The sequence below is a fragment of the Microbacterium sp. UFMG61 genome (genome assembly GCF_015354505.1).
GTDB lineage: Bacteria > Actinomycetota > Actinomycetes > Actinomycetales > Microbacteriaceae > Microbacterium.
The window spans coordinates 233655-252882 of the sequence record NZ_JACAFP010000004.1; the positions used below are offsets into that span (position 1 = coordinate 233655).

20 protein-coding genes are annotated in these 19228 nt (G+C 68.0%); 1 reads left to right on the forward strand and 19 read right to left on the reverse strand.

The window, feature by feature from the left end; genetic code table 11:
- The 18 genes from lspA to IXW21_RS06505 all read right to left on the reverse strand — a co-directional run bounded on the left by lspA (position 1) and on the right by IXW21_RS06505 (position 17603).
- Positions 1–597 (reverse strand): signal peptidase II, encoded by a 597-nt coding sequence (gene lspA / locus IXW21_RS06420; RefSeq protein WP_323742182.1) that lies wholly within the window; start codon positions 595–597, stop codon positions 1–3.
- A gap of 51 nt (positions 598–648) precedes the next feature.
- Entirely contained in the window at positions 649–1251 is a 603-nt protein-coding gene (locus IXW21_RS06425) for a DivIVA domain-containing protein (protein WP_194763433.1), read from the reverse strand.
- 154 nt (positions 1252–1405) lie between these two features.
- Positions 1406–1702, reverse strand: a complete 297-nt coding sequence (locus IXW21_RS06430) for a YggT family protein (protein ID WP_194763434.1) — start codon at positions 1700–1702, stop codon at positions 1406–1408.
- Positions 1703–1705: 3 nt separating this feature from the next.
- Positions 1706–2182: a cell division protein SepF gene (locus IXW21_RS06435; RefSeq protein WP_194763435.1), complete on the reverse strand. Its 477-nt coding sequence runs from the start codon at positions 2180–2182 to the stop codon at positions 1706–1708.
- 43 nt (positions 2183–2225) lie between these two features.
- Positions 2226–2909 carry a YggS family pyridoxal phosphate-dependent enzyme gene (locus IXW21_RS06440; protein WP_194763436.1) on the reverse strand — a complete coding sequence of 228 codons (684 nt, stop codon included), beginning with the start codon at positions 2907–2909 and terminating at the stop codon, positions 2226–2228.
- Positions 2906–4057: a cell division protein FtsZ gene (ftsZ, locus tag IXW21_RS06445; protein WP_194763437.1), complete on the reverse strand. Its 1152-nt coding sequence runs from the start codon at positions 4055–4057 to the stop codon at positions 2906–2908. Before ftsZ ends, IXW21_RS06440 begins: the two co-directional genes overlap by 4 nt.
- Before the next feature lie 180 nt (positions 4058–4237).
- On the reverse strand, positions 4238–5173 hold the full coding sequence (locus tag IXW21_RS06450; protein ID WP_194763438.1) for an FtsQ-type POTRA domain-containing protein: 936 nt from the start codon (positions 5171–5173) through the stop codon (positions 4238–4240).
- 3 nt (positions 5174–5176) lie between these two features.
- Positions 5177–6574, reverse strand: a complete 1398-nt coding sequence (gene murC, locus IXW21_RS06455) for a UDP-N-acetylmuramate--L-alanine ligase (protein ID WP_194763439.1) — start codon at positions 6572–6574, stop codon at positions 5177–5179.
- 75 nt (positions 6575–6649) lie between these two features.
- Positions 6650–7726: a UDP-N-acetylglucosamine--N-acetylmuramyl-(pentapeptide) pyrophosphoryl-undecaprenol N-acetylglucosamine transferase gene (locus tag IXW21_RS06460; protein WP_194763440.1), complete on the reverse strand. Its 1077-nt coding sequence runs from the start codon at positions 7724–7726 to the stop codon at positions 6650–6652.
- Positions 7723–8976 carry a putative lipid II flippase FtsW gene (ftsW, locus tag IXW21_RS06465; RefSeq protein ID WP_194763441.1) on the reverse strand — a complete coding sequence of 418 codons (1254 nt, stop codon included), beginning with the start codon at positions 8974–8976 and terminating at the stop codon, positions 7723–7725. Before ftsW ends, IXW21_RS06460 begins: the two co-directional genes overlap by 4 nt.
- Entirely contained in the window at positions 8945–10501 is a 1557-nt protein-coding gene (gene murD / locus IXW21_RS06470; protein WP_194763442.1) for a UDP-N-acetylmuramoyl-L-alanine--D-glutamate ligase, read from the reverse strand. Before murD ends, ftsW begins: the two co-directional genes overlap by 32 nt.
- Positions 10491–11603, reverse strand: a complete 1113-nt coding sequence (gene mraY, locus IXW21_RS06475) for a phospho-N-acetylmuramoyl-pentapeptide-transferase (RefSeq protein ID WP_194763443.1) — start codon at positions 11601–11603, stop codon at positions 10491–10493. The genes murD and mraY overlap by 11 nt, the downstream gene beginning before the upstream one ends.
- Positions 11600–13012 carry a UDP-N-acetylmuramoyl-tripeptide--D-alanyl-D-alanine ligase gene (locus IXW21_RS06480; protein WP_194763444.1) on the reverse strand — a complete coding sequence of 471 codons (1413 nt, stop codon included), beginning with the start codon at positions 13010–13012 and terminating at the stop codon, positions 11600–11602. Before IXW21_RS06480 ends, mraY begins: the two co-directional genes overlap by 4 nt.
- Positions 13013–13038: 26 nt before the next feature.
- A complete protein-coding gene (locus IXW21_RS06485; protein WP_194763445.1) occupies positions 13039–14826 on the reverse strand; it encodes a peptidoglycan D,D-transpeptidase FtsI family protein in 1788 nt (595 codons plus the stop codon).
- Between the two features lie 37 nt (positions 14827–14863).
- Positions 14864–15451 carry a hypothetical protein gene (locus tag IXW21_RS06490; RefSeq protein WP_194763446.1) on the reverse strand — a complete coding sequence of 196 codons (588 nt, stop codon included), beginning with the start codon at positions 15449–15451 and terminating at the stop codon, positions 14864–14866.
- Entirely contained in the window at positions 15448–16386 is a 939-nt protein-coding gene (gene rsmH, locus IXW21_RS06495; RefSeq protein WP_194763447.1) for a 16S rRNA (cytosine(1402)-N(4))-methyltransferase RsmH, read from the reverse strand. Before rsmH ends, IXW21_RS06490 begins: the two co-directional genes overlap by 4 nt.
- A 117-nt stretch (positions 16387–16503) precedes the next feature.
- The gene (gene mraZ / locus IXW21_RS06500; RefSeq protein ID WP_194763448.1) at positions 16504–16935 is read right to left on the reverse strand and encodes a division/cell wall cluster transcriptional repressor MraZ; all 432 of its coding nucleotides are present in this window, start codon (positions 16933–16935) and stop codon (positions 16504–16506) included.
- Positions 16936–17231: 296 nt separating this feature from the next.
- Positions 17232–17603, reverse strand: coding sequence for a DUF3040 domain-containing protein (locus IXW21_RS06505; RefSeq protein WP_194763449.1), 372 nt, complete (start codon positions 17601–17603; stop codon positions 17232–17234).
- An 85-nt stretch (positions 17604–17688) separates the two neighbouring features.
- On the opposite strand from IXW21_RS06505, the gene IXW21_RS06510 reads away from it, so the two are divergent.
- The gene (locus IXW21_RS06510; protein ID WP_194763450.1) at positions 17689–18789 is read left to right on the forward strand and encodes a polyprenyl synthetase family protein; all 1101 of its coding nucleotides are present in this window, start codon (positions 17689–17691) and stop codon (positions 18787–18789) included.
- A 72-nt stretch (positions 18790–18861) separates the two neighbouring features.
- On the opposite strand, the gene IXW21_RS06515 is transcribed toward IXW21_RS06510, so the two are convergent.
- A complete protein-coding gene (locus IXW21_RS06515; RefSeq protein WP_323742183.1) occupies positions 18862–19206 on the reverse strand; it encodes an Rv2175c family DNA-binding protein in 345 nt (114 codons plus the stop codon).
- Positions 19207–19228 lie beyond the last annotated feature (22 nt).

Consider the following 19228-nt stretch of genomic DNA (forward strand, 5'->3'; position numbering starts at 1 on the left):
TCAACGCCCATCTGACGCGGGCGCTCCCGCGGCGGCATCGGAGCCACCGGATTCGGCCGTCGCCGGATGCGTCTCCTCGGCGACCGCGGCGGCCTCGGCCTGCTCGTCGTTCTCGACGGGCGCATGGTCGCGTTCACGCGTTCCGTCGAAGCGGAGTCCCACGACGACCAGGAGCGCCACGGAGATCATCCCGGTGACGATGAAGATGTCGGCCACGTTGAAGATCGCGGGCATCATCCACGGCATCGAGATCATGTCGACGACGTGTCCCATCGGGAAGCCGGGCTCGCGGAAGAGCCGGTCGGTGAGATTGCCCAGCACACCGCCGAGCAGGCATCCGAGAACGACGGCCCAGAGGCGCGACCGGAGACCGAATGCCTTCCACACGATCACCGCGGCGACGACAGCGAGCGCGATGGTGAAGATCCACGTGACGTCCGACCCGAGCGAGAACGCAGCACCGGGATTGCGCACGAAGTACAGCTGAAGGAACTCACCGAGAACCGGGACGGGCTCCTGCAGGGGCAGGTTCTCGACGGTGAGGTACTTCACGAACTGATCGGCGGCCAGCACGATCGCTGCGAGAATCGCAACGATCGCACCGGCCGCCGACCGACGAAGGGGAGATCGTCCTGGCAAAAGGACGACCTACAGTCCGATCGCGGAAACCGGGGTCGAATCCGTCGACGTCGACTTCTCGTCGAGTTCGCGGAGCTGACCCTCGATGTACCCGCGCAGCTGCGAGCGGTAGTCGCGCTCGAAGTTGCGGAGTTCGGTGATGCGGGCCTCGAGCGTGTTGCGCTCGCGCTCGAGCCGTGCCGACTCCTCGCGCTGCTTGGCCTCTGCCTCGGTGCGGATGCGGTTGACCTCGCCCTCCGCATCGGCGATGAGCTGGGCGCGCTTGGCCTCGCCCTCGGCGACGTGCTCGTCGTGCAGGCGCTGCGCCAGCTCGATGATGCCTGCGGTCGCCGTGGCGGAACCCGACGGCGCGGGCTCTGCCGGCGCAGCGGGGGCAGGAGCCGGAGCGGCTTCAGCTGCGGGAGCCGGAGCCTCGGCGGCCTCTGCCACCGGAGTCGCACCGGACTCGAATGCGGCCAGCTTGGCCTTCAGCTCGGCGTTCTCCTCGAGGGCCTTGCGCCACTCGATGACGATCTCGTCGAGGAAGTCGTCGACCTCGTCGGGGTCGAAGCCGTCCTTGAAGCGGACGTGCTGGAACTGCTTGGTGACGACGTCATCCGGGGTAAGTGCCATGGTGGCTCCTTCGATGAGTTCGGTTGCCAGTTTCGAGAATGGCGTGGTCGAGATGTGGCGCGAACCCGGGGCGCGCACCTGGGAGCCAAGCATAGTCCCCGAGTCTGATCGTTGCGACGGCGCGACACTCGAGCGCGCCGAAGTCACAGCGATGTCAGAAGAAGATGCCGACGATGTTCATGAGGATCAGCACGATGAGGATCGTGATCGAGAACCCGAAATCGAGGGAGATCGAACCGATGCGCAACGGCGGGATGATCCGACGGAAGAACCGGACCGGCGGATCGGTGATCGTGTAGACCACCTCAGCGGCGACGAGCCCTGCACCCTTGGGACGCCATTCCCGATTGAACATCGGGATGTAGTCGAGGATGAGCCGCGCGAACAGCACCAGAAGATACACCAGGAGCATCAGGTGGATGATGCTCGCGATGACGGAGACGACCCCCACGGGTTACGAGTGGTCGAAGCCCGCAGACTCGGAGTCTGCGTGTGCGATGCCCCCGTGACCGGAGACCGCGATGTTCTCCGGCGACAGTAGGAAGACCTTCGAGGTGACGCGCTCGATGCGGCCGTACAGGCCGAGCGAGAGACCGCTCGCGAAGTCGATCAGACGACGCGCGTCGGCGTCGCTCATCTGGGACAGGTTGATGATGACCGGCACGCCCTCACGGAAGCTCTCGGCGATGAGTTGAGCATCGCGGTACTGCTTCGGGTGCACGGTGAGGATCTCGTTCACTGCCCCTCCTGCGGGCTGACGCACGGCGACGGGACGACGCAGCGGGGTGACGGGAGCCGGAGCCGGCTCCTCGCGGTCTCGGTCACGGTCACGCTGCTGAGCGCGGGCCGGAGCCTGCGTCTCCTCCTCGTAGACCTCTTCCTCGTCTGCGAGGCCGAGATACACCATGGTCTTCTTCAGTGGGTTACCCATCGTGTCCTCCGGTTCGAACGTTTCGGGCGGGTCTGTTCACAGGTTAACCCCGGTCGGGGCGGGGGCCTGTGATTGCGGAGCCGATCCGCAGGTGTGTCGCGCCGGCGGCGATCGCCTCGACGAAGTCGCCGGTCATTCCCGCAGAGATCCAGCCCGCGGCGGGGTCGACCGTGCGGACGTCGTCTGCGATCGCGCGCAGGCGCTCGAACGCCGATGCGGGTTCCTCGTCGAGTGGGGCGACCGCCATGACCCCACGCAGTCGGAGCGAGGGCAGCTCGAGGATGTGCTCGGCGAGTCGACGCGCATCGCCGGGTCCGACCCCGCCGCGGCCCGGGTCATCCGTGAGGTTCACCTGTACGAGCACGTCCAGGACGTCGTCGCTGTCGGCCGCGCGGTGCAGCGCGTCCGCCAGCCGCTCGCGATCCACCGAGTGGACCGCGTCGGCACTGCGGCGGATGGCCGCGGCCTTGTTGGTCTGCGCCTGCCCGATGAAGTGCCAGCGCACGTCGTCGAGGGACGCGAGCTCTTCGCGCTTCGCGGACAGCTCCTGCTGGCGGTTCTCCCCCACGTCGCGCACGCCCAGAGCGTGCAGCTCCGCCACGAGCGGGGCGGGGTGGAACTTGGTGACGACGATCCTGGTCAGATCCTCGGGATCACGCCCCGCGGCACGCGCGGCGTCGGCGATGCGGAGATCGATCGCCGACAGCCGCGCGGCCAGTTCGCTCACTTGAGGAATTCGGGGATGTCGATGTCGTCGTCGGCGAAGGCGGGCTCGATGCTCGTCTGCGTCGCGCGCTGCTGGACGGGTTCCGGGTCGCGCTTCTCGGCCGCCGGTGCGGTCTCCTCGTCACTCGGCAGAGCGACCTCGGGCAGCGTGGCCGCCGCCGCCGGCCGGCTGACGACCATCGGGTCGAGACGGAGAGTCGGCTCGCCGCTGTCGAATCCGGCCGCGATCACGGTCACGCGCACCTCGTCGCCGAGGGTGTCGTCGATGACCGTACCGAAGATGATGTTCGCCTCGGGGTGCGCGGCCTCCTTGACGAGGTCGGCGGCGTCGTGGATCTCGAAGATCCCGAGGTTCGAGCCGCCCTGGATCGAGAGCAGCACGCCGTGCGCGCCTTCGATGCTGGCTTCGAGCAGCGGCGACTCGACCGCGAGCTCAGCGGCCTTGATCGCCCGATCGGCGCCGCGCGCGGAACCGATGCCCATGAGCGCGGAGCCTGCACCCTGCATGACCGACTTGACGTCGGCGAAGTCGAGGTTGATCAGACCCGGCGTCGTGATGAGGTCCGTGATGCCCTGGACACCGGCGAGCAGCACCTGGTCGGCGGTCGCGAAGGCCTCGATCATCGAGATGCCACGGTCGCTGATCTCGAGCAGACGGTCGTTCGGCACCACGATGAGGGTGTCGACCTCTTCCTTCAGCTTCGAGACGCCGGCCTCCGCCTGACTCTGGCGACGACGCCCCTCGAACGAGAACGGCTTGGTCACGACACCGATGGTCAGCGCGCCGATCGACTTCGCGATCCGTGCGACGACAGGAGCACCACCGGTACCCGTGCCGCCACCCTCTCCGGCGGTGACGAAGACCATGTCTGCGCCGGTCAGCGCCTGCTCGATCTCCTCCGCGTGATCCTCAGCCGCGCGGCGACCCACCTCGGGGTCGGCGCCGGCGCCGAGGCCGCGGGTGAGCTCGCGACCGACGTCGAGCTTGACGTCGGCGTCGCTCATGAGCAGCGCCTGGGCGTCCGTGTTGACAGCGATGAACTCGACTCCGCGGAGACCGAGCTCGATCATGCGGTTGACGGCGTTGACGCCGCCACCGCCGACGCCGACGACCTTGATCACGGCGAGGTAGTTCTGGTTCTGGCTCATGGCCGGCCTCCGAATAATCGAGCCTGTTGTATGTGTGCGGGAAACCGTGGGATTGAACCTTAAACCTCAACTAGAGGTGTAAAGTATTTCCCGGTATTGGTTTCTCTTGTTCGACGGTAAGCGCCGCGCCTGCGCGCGCATGCACCGACACGGGCGTGTCGCCCGTTTGCCGTCGAATCCTCAGCCGATGACGACCGCGTGCGGCGATGTGACGTCGATCGACGAGGCATCGGGCTTCGCGATGAGCGCCTTAGCGAGCGCCTCGCTCTTGAGAGGCGAGTTCTCGGAACTGCCCCACACGACGATGAGCCCCGAGCTCACGGTCAGCGTGACGTCGTCGCGTGTCGACGCCCGCACGCCCGTGAGCCCCGCCCGCACATCGGCCGGGAGCGAGCGGATGACGAGGCCCGCGCTCTCGAAGGCGTCCGAATCGGTGCCGCCGTCGATCTCGAGCAGCGGCTGCCCCGCCGGCTGGTCGGAGGTCGTCGACAGCGCGACGCCTGCCGCATCGACGAGTGTGTAGCCGGCATCCGACCGGATCACGCCCACCGGCGTGCGCTCGACGATGCGCACGGTGAGGTCGTGCGGAGGCTTCGCTTCGAGAGAGTATGTCTCGATCAGCGGAAAGGTCAGGAGAGCCGCCTTGACCTCGCTCGCGTCGACCAGGGCGAGTGGGGTGCCGATCTGCCCCGAGAGGGCGCCCTCCACTGCCGCAGGGTCGAGGGTGGAGGCGCCGACGACCGTGATCCGCTCGACCGCGAACAGAGGACTGTACGCCGCCGCAGCGCTGCCGCCGACGAGCAGCACAACTGCGCCGATCGCACTCAGCCAGATGATGCGACGCCGACGGGATCGCTGGGTGAAGCGGCGGATCTCGGCGCGCAGCGCCTTCCTCCTCGCCCGCGCGGCACGCCAGACGTCCATGCTCGACGTCGGGCGATCGACGGCATCCGTCCCCGAGTCATCGAGGTTCGAGGCGTCGTCACCGTTCGCGATCCGACCCGACGCCGGATCACCGACGGGTCTGCGCGCACGCCCGCGCGTGCGCGAGGCGTCGCGGGCTTCTCCCCCGGTGACACCCTCGGGCGCGACCGGCGGCGGAGGTGGGCGACGCATCGACTACGCCTCGGTGGACCGCAGCGACTCGAGCACCTGCGGGATGATCTGGTACACGTTGCCGCAGCCCAGGGTGACCACGAAGTCGCCCTCTCGAGCGACGGCGGCGGTGTAGTCGGCGGCCTGCTGCCAATCGGCCACGAAATGCACGTTGTCCTGATCGCGGAAGGCCCCGCTGACGAGCTCACCCGTGACACCGGGCACCGGATCCTCACGAGCGCCGTACACATCGAGCATCACGGTGTGATCGGCGAACTCCTCGAGCACATCGGCGAACTCCTGGAACATGTGCTGCGTGCGCGAGTAGGTGTGCGGCTGCTGAATGGCGATGATGCGGCCGCCCCCGGCGATGGAGCGCATGGCCTCGAGCGCCGCGCGCACCTCGGTGGGGTGGTGGGAGTAGTCGTCGTAGACCGTGACGCCGCGTTCCACACCGTGCTGCTCGAGGCGACGCACGGTACCCGCGAATCCCTCGACGGCGCGCGCGGACTCCTCGAGACCGTGCCCCAGCGAGAGGAGCACGGTGATGGCGCCCGCGGCGTTGATCGCGTTGTGCACGCCCGGCACGGCGAGCTGCAGTCGCACGCTCTCGTCGCCGCGGGTGATGGTCGCGGCGACCGGGCCTGCCGCGACGACATCCGTCACGCGCACGTCCGCGCCCTCGGCCTGTCCGAACGTGATCACGTTCGGGTGGGACAGGCCCGCACCGACGCGCAGCGCGCCCGGATCGTCACTGGAGATCACGACCGCCTCGGATGCCGCGTCGGCGAATCGCACGAACGCATCGTGGAACGCCTCGTCGGATCCGTAGTGATCGAGGTGGTCGGGGTCGACGTTCGTGATCAGAGCGACAGCCGTGTCATAGAGCAGGAAGGTGCCGTCGGACTCGTCGGCCTCGATCACGAAGAGGTCGCCGGTACCCGTGGCACTCGACACACCCAGCTGCTCGATCACGCCGCCGTTGACGAAGTTCGGATCCGCATCCAGCGCCTGCAGAGCGGTGACGATCATTCCGGTCGAGGTCGTCTTGCCGTGCGCACCGGCGACCGACACCAGGCGACGCGAGCCGATCAGCCAGTGCAGCGCCTGCGAACGGTGGATGACGTGCAGACCACGTTCCTTGGCGAGCAGGAACTCGGGATTCTCCGGCCAGATGGCACCCGTGTGCACCACCGTGTCGGCATCGCCCAGGTGCGCGGCGTCGTGACCGACGTGCACGGTGGCGCCGCCGGCGGCGAGAGCACGCAGGTTGTCGCTGTCGGCGCGGTCGCTTCCGGAGACGCGGATCCCCGCGTCGAGGAACATCTTCGCGAGGCCGCTCATGCCGGATCCGCCGATTCCGATGAAGTGCGCGGCGGTGATCGACTCGGGGATCGGAAGGGAGAGGTCAGGTCTGATCATGTCGGGTTCAGTCTACTTTTCGCTGGGGACGTTTCGTCGTGGAGATGAGGTCGACGACGGTGTCGTGATGACGCGTCAGGATGACGCGAGTGCGCGATCGACGAGGGCGATGACGTTGTCGGTGCCCGTACGGGTGCCGACCTTCTCGGCGGCCTCCGCCATGGAGGCGATGCGCTGCGGATCTTTCAGGAGCGGGATGACGAGGCGACGCACCGCGTCGCCGTCGAACGACGCGTCGTCGAGCAGCCTCGCCGCACCCGCCGCGACAGCGGACGCCGCGTTCAGACGCTGTTCGCCGTTGCCGACCGAGTAGGGCACGTAGAGGGCGGGCAGCCCCAGCGCGCTGATCTCGCTGACGGTCGCGGCCCCCGAACGCGAGACGATCAGGTCGGCGACGGCGAACGCCAGGTCCATCCGATCGACGTAGCGTCGCAGGGCGTAGCCGGGAACCTCCGGATCCGCCAGCTCGCTCCGCTCCCCGGTGACATGCAGCAGCTGCCAGTCGGCCGCGAGCACGTCGGCCCACGAATCGGCCAGAGCCTCGTTCAGCCGCTGAGCCCCCAGGGACCCGCCGAAGACCAACAGCACGGGACGCGCGGGATCGAGACCGAAGTAGGTCGCCGCCTCATCTCGCATGGCGACGCGGTCGAGTTCGATGACCTCGCGCCGCAGCGGCATCCCGACGACCTCTCCGCCCCTCAGCCTGGTCCCCGCGAAGGCGACGCCGGTGGCTGCCGCACGCCGTGCGCCGAGGACGTTCGCGAGTCCCGGCTTCGCGTTCGCCTCGTGCACGACGAACGGGATGCCTTCGCGGCCTGCGGCGACGTATGCGGGGGCGGAGGCGTAGCCTCCGAATCCGACCACGACCTCGACGCCGTGTGCGCGGATGTGATCGCGCACCTGGGCGATCGCGCGGCGGAAGCGACCGGGGAACGCCGCGGCCTGGGCGTTCGGTCGACGGGGGAACGGCACCTTGTCGACGATGAGCAGCTCGTAGCCGCGTTCGGGCACGAGACGGGACTCGAGTCCTTCGGCGGTGCCGAGGACCAGCACCGTCGCTTCCGGGTCGCGGGATCGGAGTCCGTCGGCGACGGCGAGCAACGGGTTGACGTGGCCGGCGGTTCCCCCGCCGGCGAGAAGGTACGTGGTCACCGTGTGACCTTACCCCGCCCTGCCGAGGACGCCCGCCCAGCCGAGGACGCCCGCGCAGCCGCCCGCGCCTCGGGCACGGGAAGCGTCCGCGCGAAGGCCAGGAGCACACCGCATGCGATGAGGACGGCGAGAAGCGCGGTGCCGCCCTGCGACATGAACGGCAGCGGCACGCCCATGACCGGGAAGACGCCGATCACGACGCCGATGTTGAGCACGGCCTGACCGGTGATCCAGACCGTGATGCCGCCGGCCGCGACGCGGATGAAGGGATCGGCGGTCTTGCGGATGACATGGAATGCGCCGACCGTGAAGAGGGTGAACAGGGCGAGCACGACGATGCAGCCGATCAGGCCGAGCTCCTCCCCCACGATCGCGAAGATGAAGTCGTTGCCCGCAGCGGGAAGCCACCCGTACTTCTCCTGGGAGTTGCCGAGGCCCACCCCGAAGATCCCGCCCGAGGCCATGCCCCAGACGCCGTGGATCGATTGATAGCAGTCGCCGGTGTAGGCCGACATATCCGAGCACGTGGCCGTGATGCGACGCATCCGGTCGGGACTCGTCACGGCCAGAGCGATGACCGCCGCGATGCCGAGGAGCACGGGGAGGATGAAGAGACGGAGCTTCACTCCCGAGAAGAAGAGACACCCGAGCAGGACCAGCACGAGAACCATCGCAGTACCGAGGTCCTTGCCGGCGAGCACGGTCCCGATGTCCAGGGCGCCGACCGGCACGACGGGGATGAACACCTGATGCCACGTGCCGAGCATGGTGCGCTTGCGCATGAGCACGTAGCCGATCCAGACGGCCAGCGCCAGCTTCAGGAACTCCGAAGGCTGGAGCGTGAATCCGGCGATCTTGATCCAGTTGCGGTTGCCGCCGTCCTCGATGCCGAGGGGGGTGAAGACGAGCAGCTGGAGCGCGATGGCTCCGAACAGCGCCGGCCACGCCATCTTCTTGAGGAAGGCGATGGGCGCACGCGAGATGAGGAACATGAGCGGGATGCCGAGCACCGCGAAGATGCCCTGACGCAGCGCACCGTCCATCGGATTCTCCCCGCGCGAGACGGCCGTCGCGCTGGTCGCGGACAGAACCATCACGAGTCCGAAGATCGTCAGCATCAGAGCCGCCGAGGCGATCATCAGGAACTCGGTGGAGACGGGGGTGAACCGACGCCCGAGCGAGACCCTGGCTGCGAGGCCGCGACCTGAGCCCTCGGACTCAGAGCGAGGGGGGCGTGCGATCTGCGTCATCGGCGCTCCCCCGGTCTATCCAGTCCCGCACCGCTTCGGCGAAACGGTGTCCGCGATCCGCATAGCTGGAGAACTGATCGAAGGATGCCGCGGCGGGAGCCAGGAGCACTGTTCCCTCACCGTCGACGATCCCCGCCGCGATCTCCACGACACGGTTCATGACCTGTCCAGTCTCGCCAGCATCCACCTCGAACACCGGCACCGTCGGCGCGTGTCGCTCGAATGCCGCGACGACGTCGCCACGCTCGATCCCGATGACGACGGCGGCCCGCGCGGTCGTGCCGACCGTGGCGACGAGATCCGCGATGTCGACACCCTTGAGGTCTCCGCCGACGACCCAGACGGATCCGGGGTACGCACGCAGAGACGAGGCGGCCGCATGCGGGTTGGTGGCCTTGGAGTCGTCGATCCAGGTGATGCCGCGGTGGCGGGCGATGATCTGGATGCGATGCGCGTCGAGGCGGAAGTCCTGCAGCGCGGACCGGATCGCCTCGGGTTCGACGCCGAGTGACCGGGCGAGGGCACTGGCAGCGAGGATGTTCTGAACGATGTGCGGAGCGGCGAGCCCCGCCTCCTGCAGATCGGCGACCGTCGTGAGTTCGAGCGCGCTGCGTGCGCGGTCATCGAGGAAGGCTCGATCGACGAGCAGTCCCTCGACGACTCCGAGGTCGCTGGGGCCGGGGGTGCCGAGGTCGAAGCCGATCGCACGAGCGCCATCGACGACCTCGGCGTCCTCGACCATGCGACGTGTGGCCTTGTCTGCCTTGTTGTACACGCACGCGACACGGGTGTTGCGGTAGACCAGCGCCTTGGCGTCACGGTACGCGGCGGCGCTTCCGTGCCACACCAGGTGGTCGTCGGCGAGATTGAGGCAGACCGAGGCGTAGGGCGACGGCTCTCCCTCGGGCCGCGAGAGGCCCAGGTACCAGAGCTGGTGGCTGGACAGTTCGACCACGAAGACGTCGAAACCGGCGGGGTCTCGGACCGCGTCGAGCACCGGCACGCCGATGTTGCCGCAGGGTGCCGCCCGAAGGCCGCCGGCGACGAGCAGCGAAGCCGTCAGCTGGGTGGTCGTGGTCTTGCCGTTCGTGCCCGTGATGAGCACCCAGTCGGCGGGAGTGCCGTCCGGGCGGACGACCTTGTCGCGGACTCGCCAGGCGAGCTCGACGTCGCCCCAGAGCGCGATGCCCTCGTCCTGCGCCCATCGGATCACCGGATGCGTGGGCGAGAAGCCGGGAGACGCGATGACGACCTCGGGCGCGAAATCGCTGAGTGCCGTGGGAACGGTCTGGAGTGTGCCCAGCTCGAGACGTGCACCGATCACCGGAAGGAGCCGGGCGTATTCCTCCTCGGCGGACTCGCTGAACACCAGCACGTCGGCACCGAGTTCGGCGAGCGTGTCGGCGACCGAGAACCCGGTCATCGACAGCCCCAGCACGGCGACCCGCAGGCCGGACCAGTCCGCGTTCCAGCTCGTCAGCGTCGACAGTCGGGACGCGGCCGATGACGTCGACTCAGCCGACACGGGTCAACCACTCGACGTAGAACAGACCGACCGCAGACACCGCGAGCAGGCCGGCGATGATCCACATGCGCACGACGATCGTGACCTCCGACCACCCGCGCATCTCGAGGTGGTGGTGGAAGGGGCTCATCAGGAACAGACGCTTGCCACGCGTGATCTTGAAGTAGGCGCGCTGCAGGATCACCGATCCCGAGGCGAGCACGAAGACACCGGCGATCACGAAGAGGAGCAGCTCGGTGCGGGTGAGGATCGCCATCGCGGTGATGACGCCGCCGATGGCCATCGAGCCCACGTCGCCCATGAAGACCTTGGCCTTCGGTGCATTCCACCAGAGGAATCCGATGAGGCTCGCGCCGAAGGATGCCGCGATGATCGCGAGGCTGAACGGATCGCGTACCTCGTAGCACCCGGTGATCGCCGTCGTGTCGACGCCCTCACCGACACAGGACTGCTTGAACTGCCAGAAGGCGATCAGGCTGTAGGCGCTGACGACGAGCACACCGGCACCGGCCGCGAGGCCGTCGAGACCGTCGGTGAGGTTCACGCTGTTCGAGGTCGCGACACCGATGACCGAGATCCACAGCAGATAGAGGGCCCAGCCGAGGACCGCGGTGAAGGCGAAGAGATTGAGCCAGGGGATGTCACGGAACAGCGAGATCGACCCGGATGCCGGCGTCTGATCGAACTGATTCGGGAAGTTCAACGCGACGATCCCGAACGGGATGATGACGATCAGCTGACCGATGACCTTGCGCCATCCGGAGAGACCGAGACTGCGCTGGCTGCGAACCTTCATGTAGTCGTCGATGAAGCCGACCACGCCGAAGCCCACCATGAGCCAGATCACCAGCAGCGCCGAGAGCGCAGGAGTCCCTCCACCGACGAAGACTCCGGTGAAGTACCCGACCATCGTGCCGACGATGAAGATCACGCCGCCCATCGTCGGGGTTCCGCGCTTCGCCTCGTGGCTCGGATTCTCGATCGCCTCGGGCGTGCGGATGACCTGCCCCCAGCCCCACTTGCGGAAGAGCCGAAGGAAGACAGGAGTCAGGAAGAGCGTGAAGGCGAGCGAGATGGCCGCCGCCATGATGAGTGACCTCACGAGAACAATTCTCCCAGACGATCGCCGAGATGCCGGAGGCCCACGGAGTTGGAGGACTTCACGAGCACGCGATCGCCGTCGCGGAGCTCGCTGCGGAGATACTCGTACGCCGCGTCCTGGTCGGGGAAGAAGACGGCCTCGCTGTCCCAGGACCCCTCGCCGATCGCCGAGATGAAGAGTCTGCGCGCCTCCGGCCCTACCACCACGATGCGCTGGATGTTGAGCCGAACCGCGAGCAGACCGATCCGGTCGTGTTCCTCTCCCGCCGTCTCGCCGAGTTCGCTCATGGCCCCGAGCACCGCGACCGTGCGCTCGTCCGGACCGGTGATCTGCGCGAGCGTGCGCAGTGCAGCGGCCATCGAGTCGGGGCTCGCGTTGTACGCGTCGTTGATGATGCGCACGCGGTCGCTTCCGAGTGGCTGCATGCGCCAGCGCTCGGCGATCTCGACCGTCTCGAGGCGAGCGATGGCATCGGCGGCGGACACCCCGAGCACGCCCGCCGTCGCGATCGCGGCGAGGGCGTTGTTCACATGGTGAGCGCCGAGCACACGCAGCCGGAGCGGAAGCTGCTCTCCGCCGGTCTCGATCACGCAGGACGTTCCGGATGCGGTGACCTCGAGGTCGCGAGCGCGGACATCTGCGGCATCGCTCTGACCGAAGCCGACCACCGTCATGCCACGCGACTCGGCCAGCCCCCGCATCGCGGAGACGCGGGGGTCGTCGACGTTGAGCACGGCCGTTCCGCTCGCGATCGCGGCGGAGACGAGTTCGGACTTGGCCTTCGCCGTCGCCTCGATGCCTCCGAACCCGCCGGCATGGGCCATGCCGACCATGAGGACGACGGCGACGTCGGGCTCGACGAGGCCGGCGAGACGAGCGATGCTGCCCGGCGCGTCCGCACCGAACTCGCTGACGAGGAAACGCGTGCCGTGGGTGACGCGGAGCATCGTGACCGGCGCACCGACCTCGTTGTTGTACGAGGCGATGGGAGAGACCGTCTCCCCCTCGTCCGAGAGGATGCGGGCCAGGAAGTTCTTGGTGGTCGTCTTGCCGTTCGAGCCCGTGATCCCGACGATCTTGAGCGCACCGCCGGCGCGCACGCGCGCGACGACCTCGCGGGCGAGATCGGCGAGGGCTGCGACGGCATCCGCGACGATGATCTGTGTGATCTCGTCGTCGACCGGATGCTCGACGATCGCGAGCGCCGCACCCGCGTCGAGCGCGGCACCGACGAAACGATGTCCGTCGGTCTCGGCCCCCGGCTTGGCGACGAAGATCGACCCCGGCGCCATCTTCCGCGAGTCGGTGTCCACGACACCGTCGACGACGGTCTCTGCGGTGACGGGTCCGGCGAGCCTGAGTTCACCCCCGAGGACGGCGGCGATCTCAGCAAGCGACAGGGCGATCATGACGTCTCCAGGCGCGGAAGCGCCGACTATTCGAACTTGGGAAGCAGCGCGTCCATCGGAGTGGAGGATGGCATCACGCGATAGGTCTTCATGGTCTGGGTCATCGCCTTCTGGAAGGCCGGGGCGGTAGCGGCAGACGATGTAATTCTAGTCGGCTCGTCGAGTGTCACCACGACGACGTACTGCGGGTCGTCGACCGGCGCGAAGCCCACCATGCTGGTGTAGTAGATGCCCTGCTTGTACCCGCCGTTGCCGTCCGGCACCTGCGCAGTACCGGTCTTGCTGGTGACCCGGTACCCCGGGACCTGGATGCGCTCGGCGTTGCCGCCCTGCACGGCGACGTTCTCGAGCATCCGCGTGAGGTCTGCGGCCGTCTGCGGCGCAATGATCTGATTGTGCTCCGGAGCCTCCGGCGTCACGACCGTGCCGTCGGCCGCGGTGCACGACTCGATGAGGGAGAGGTCGATCTTCTCGCCGCCGTTCGCGATGGCCTGGTAGGCGCCGGCGACCTGGGGAGCCGTGACGGTGAAGTACTGACCGAACGTCGTGGTGTACAGCGACTGGTTGTCCCAATCGGCGGTCGGATGGAGTTCGCCGCCCTGCTCATTCGGGAAGCCGACGGTCGTCTGGCCGACCCCGAAACGCTGCAGGTAGTCGTAGCGCACGTCGGGGCTCACCATCGTGCCGAACTTCGACAGCGCCACGTTCGACGAGTCGATCAGGGCGCCCGCCAGGGTGTACTGGAAGGCCGGGTGCACGAACGCATCGTTGATCACGGCGCCGTTCTCGAACTTCTCGTGCGAGGCAGCGGTCACCGTCGGGCTGGACATCGTCACGCCGGCGTTCTCCATCACGGCAGCGGCCGTGACGGCCTTGAACGTCGATCCCGGCTCGAAGGTGCGGGAGAACAGCATGCTTCCCCACGTGTCGGAGCCTGAGGCGTCGAGGTCGTTGGGATCCATGGTCGGCCACTCCGCGGCCGCACGGATCTTGCCGGTCTTCACCTCGACGACGGTCACGGTGCCGCCTTTGGCGCCCTGCGCCTGGGCCTCTTCCGCGATCATCTGCTGCATGTACCACTGCAGGTCGCTGTTGATCGTCAGCTGCACGGAGCCGCCGTCGATCGCGTCGACCCTGGTCTCGCTGCCCGGGATGATCACGCCGTCCTTGCCCGTGCGGTAGCTCTCCTCGCCGTCGGTGGGGGCCAGGCACTGGCTGTCCATCTTCTCGACGCCCGCCTGCGCCTCCCCCTCGCCGTCCAGGTAGCCGATGACGTTGCCGGCGACGGCGCCGTTCGGGTACACGCGCGTCTCCCGCGCGGTGAAGTGCATGTAGGGCAGCCCCTGCGCCTTGAGGTCCTTGAGCTCGATGTGCTGCTCGGTGCTGAGCCCCTTCTTCACCTGATACCAGCGAGAATCGGGATCGGCAGCGTGCTGGGACTCGACCTCGGTGCGCAGGGTCTCCGGGTCGAGACCCGTGATCGCTGCGATGCGCTGCGCGGCCTCGGCCCAGGGGATCTCCGGCGGGTTCTTCTCGTCGTCCTCGAGCAGGAAGACCACCTGCGGATCGATGCTCCAGTCGTAGACGGTGACGCTCTCCGCGAGAACCGTCCCACCGGCGTCGACGATCGATCCGCGCTGCCCCGGAAGGGGTGTCCCCACCGAGATGTACTTGAGCGATTCGCTGACGTGCTCATCGGCCTTGACGACCTGGATGTCGATCAGGCGCACGACGAACGCGGCGAGGATCGCGAGGATCACTGCCAGCGCGACGACCGTGCGTCGCCGGGGGCTCCGGGTGGCTCGTGTCGTCATGGACTGTCTCCGTCAGTTCGTGATGGTCGTGGATGTGTCAGCGGGTCGTGGGGCTCGGAAGTCCGTCGGTGATGGCGGGCGGCAGCTCCTGCGCGGGCGGCAGCGCGGCGTCCGCCGAGTCGCCGTCATCGCCCGTGGTCGGAGCGACCACCGGGTGCTGCAACAGGGCGTTGCTCACCGCCCCGGCACCGTTGGGGTTGATCGTCGACACTCCCCCCGCACCGGTGACGGCGCCGAACACGGCGCCGTCACTGAGTCGGAGATAGGAGGGCGATCCGGCGACGATCATCCCGAGTCCGGCGGCGCTGGTGGCGAGGGACTGCGGCGAGCTCATCCCCGTCAGATCCTCCTGAAGAGCATCCGTGCGCAGATCGAGCTCGTGCTGCTGCGAGGAGAGGCCGGCGAGGACGAAGGAGTCCTGCGTGATCGCCAGGGAGAGGCCGATCTGCGCGGCGCCTATCGCCATCGCTCCCGCCACCGCGACGAGCGCGTAGGCGAGCTTCGGCTTGCGGCGCACCGGCGTGCCGGTGACCGGCTGGAGCCGACGGTTCGGAGTACGGTCGCTCGAGCGGTCCGGCGATGCGGGCAGTGCACGCGGCTTGCGGACGGCGGCGTTGAGACTCATGCGCTCTCCCTGACCTTCTCGGCTGCGCGCAGACGTACGGGGATGGCGCGCGGGTTGCGCGCCCGCTCCTCGTCATCGGCGAGTTCGGCGCCGCGCGTGATGATCGTGAAGCGCGGCGCGTGCTCGGGGAGCTCGACCGGGAGCCCCTTCGGAGCGGTGGACGCGGCCCCTGCCGCGAAGGCCTGCTTGACGAGGCGGTCCTCCAGCGACTGGTACGACATCACGACGATGCGTCCCCCCACAGCGAGTGCATCCATCGCGGAGGGAATCGCATCGGCGAGGACGTTGAGTTCGGCGTTCACCTCGATGCGCAGCGCCTGGAACACGCGCTTGGCCGGGTGGCCGGCGCGCTGCGCCGCGGCCGGCGTCGCTGCGATGAGGATCTCGACGAGTTCACCCGAGCGCGTGATCGGCTGCTTCTCGCGAGCGGCGATGATGAAGCGCGCGTAGCGCCCCGCCAGCTTCTCCTCGCCGTAACGCTCGAAGATGCGTCGCAGGTTGCCCTCGCTGTAGGTGGAGATGACCTCAGCCGCGGTGACGCCCTTCGTCTGGTCCATGCGCATGTCGAGCGGAGCATCCTTCGAGTACGCGAACCCGCGCTCCGCCTCGTCGAGCTGTAGCGACGACACCCCGAGGTCGAAGAGGATGCCGGATGCTCCCTGTGCGTGCAGACCGATCTCGTCGTACACCGTGTGCACGAGCGTGATCCGATCGGCGAAGCGCGAGAGACGCTCCCCCGCGATCCGCAGCGCATCGGTGTCACGGTCGAGCCCGACGAGACGGATGTTCGGGAAACGCTCGAGCAGCGCCTCGGAATGCCCGCCCATGCCGAGCGTGGCATCGACCAGCACCGCTCCGTCGTGCTGGAGCGCGGGAGCGAGCAGTTCGACGCAGCGCTCGAGCAGTACGGGGGTGTGGATGTCGCGGAGGCTCATGATCTCTCTCGGGTGATCTCTGTATCTCGGTGACCAGGGCCCTGATCCCCCTCCGCTTCTCGACCCGGCACCGGGGAAGTGTGTCGGGGCGGGAGCGGCGGGGCATCACAGCCGTGGTCAGAACAGTCCCGGGATCACCTCCTGCTCGAGTTCGGAGTACGACTCCTCGCCGGCTGCGAGGTAGGTGTTCCAGCTCTCGGCATCCCAGATCTCGGCGTGCGCGCCGACTCCGGTGACGATGAGCTCCTTCTGCAGACCCGCGTACTGACGCAGGTGCGCGGGGATGGTGATGCGGTTCTGGCTGTCGGGCATCTCCGCACTCGCTCCGGAGAGGAACAGGCGCATGAAGTCACGCGCCTGTTTGTTCGCGAGCGGCGCCTGACGGATCCGCTCGTGCATCGCCTCGAACTCGGCCGTGCTGAACACGTAGAGGCAGCGTTCCTGTCCACGGGTGACGACGATGCCGCCACCGAGGTCTTCGCGGAACTTCGCGGGGAGGATGACCCTGCCCTTGTCGTCCAGCTTCGGAGAATGCGTTCCCAGCAACATCAGCCATCACCCCCTCTCCGTCCGGCCAACTCGAGGTGCGCCCCACTTTACTCCACTTTCCTCCACAAACCTACGGTCAATTGGCAGAAATCCTCCCCTGGCCGTCAAGCGCGCATACGTGAACCGCGAGATCACGCGGTGGAGGCAGGTGGAGCGCCAGTGGAGGGCCGGTGGAGGACCAGTGGAGCACTTTCACGTTCCCGGAAAGCGCGACGGCGCAGACGATCGCATCCGGGAACGACGAAGGCCCGGATGCTCAGAGCATCCGGGCCTTCGGAAGAAGATGTGGAGGAGGGTCAGTGACCGTCCTGCCGCCGATCCCATCGATCGTTCATGCGGTCCATGAAGGACGCGGAACTGTGCTGCTTGGGCGCCCGCTCGCGCGGCACCGCCGACAGCGGCTTGCGCACGGGAGTCACTGCGAGCATCACGCCGCCCAGCATCGCGGCGAAGCCGATGACGCCGACCACGACCCCCCAGACATCGCCGAGCACCACGCCGACGATCAGGCCACCGACGCCGGCGAGGAGCAGAAGAGCCCCATAGACCAGATTCCGGTAGCTGAGAGCTCGGTCGCCTGACGGCGCGCTCACGACATCGGCGTCGTTGTGGAGGAGATGGCGTTCCATCTCGTCGAGCAGACGCTGCTCCTGTTCGGAGAGTGGCATTTCGTCCCCCTCGGGTATCGTCCGTCCATTCTACGCGCGGTATGTCGCCCGAGGCTAGCTGTCGGACCCCGGATTGGCTTTACGTATGCTGGGAGTCGTGCCGTCCCCCACACTCGTCTCCGACGCCGTCGCCGAACGCCTGAGTTCCTTCCTCGAGAGGATGCGAGTCGAATCCGCCGAGTACGGCCCCGACGCATCCGCGCTGATCGATTCCGCCGCCGACACCCTCGTCGGCGGCAAGCGTCTGCGCGCCCGCTTCTGCCACGCCGGGTGGCGGGGCGTTGCTCGATTCGCCGACCGCTCGGCCGTCGAATCGATCGCTCTGTGGGATGTCTGCGCCTCTCTCGAGATCTTCCAGTCAGCAGCCCTCGTGCACGACGATCTCATCGACAACTCCGACACCCGACGAGGTCGCCCTGCCGCACATCGCGCTCTCGAGCGCTCCCATCGCGACGCCGGGTGGTGGGGCGACGCCGCCACGTTCGGCCGTTCCTCGGCGATCCTGCTCGGAGACCTTCTCGTCGCCTGGAGCGACGATCTGTTCGAGGATGCCGTCGCGGCGCTCCCCCACGCGGCGTCCGTACGCCGCGAGTACGCGCGCATGCGACGCGATGTCACCGTCGGGCAGTTCCTCGACATCGCCGAGGAATCGGCGTGGAGCGTGAACGCGACGGATTCGCACGTCGAACGCGCACTCCGGGTCGTCTCGCTCAAGTCGGCGCGCTACAGCATCGAGCAGCCGCTCGTGCTCGGCGCGGCGATGGCCGGCGCCGCGGACGACCAGGTCCTCGCACTGCGGCGCTTCGGCCATCCGGTCGGCATGGCCTTCCAACTGCGCGACGACGTGCTCGGAGTCTTCGGCGATGCGTCCGTCACCGGCAAGCCCGCAGGCGACGACCTTCGCGAGGGCAAGCGCACCGTACTGGTGGCCCTCACCCGTCAGACTCTCGAGACGTCGACGCGCACCCTCTTCGATGAGATGCTCGGCGACCCGGAGCTCACCGCCGAGCAGATCGCGTTCCTGCAGGCGACGATCTCGGCGTCGGGCGCCCTCGAGCAGGTGGAGACGATGATCTCCGACTATGCGATCGAGGCGGATCGGGCTCTCTCCGGAGCACGCCTCGACAACGCCGCCGTCGGCGACCTGCGCGATCTCGCCCGTGCCGCGACGGTACGAGCCGCCTGAGTCACGATCGCGGTCGAGCAGCGTGAGACGGGATCGTGCGACTGCGGGCCCGAGGCTCCGCGGCGGCGAGGATCAGGCGAGCGTGCGGGCGAGGCGACGGACCTCGCTCTTGTGACCGGCGAGCAGTGCGGCGATCGGTGACCGGCCGAGCGTCTCCTCGTCGGCCAGGAGCCAGTCGACGACCTCATCGTCTGAGAAGCCCGCGTCCTGGAGCACGATGATGGTGCCTCGCAGAGAGGGCAGCGGGTGGCCGTCGACGATGAACACGGACGGGACCGCGAACACGCCGGAGCGGCGCGAGCCCACCAGGTAGTGCTCGTCGATGAGTCTGCGGACTCGACCGAGGGGCTCGTCGAGGACCTCGACGAGATCGGGCATCGTGAGCCAGTCGGTGGGGGTCACCGCCGCATCGCCGATCTGCTCGGCGGACGACAGGCTC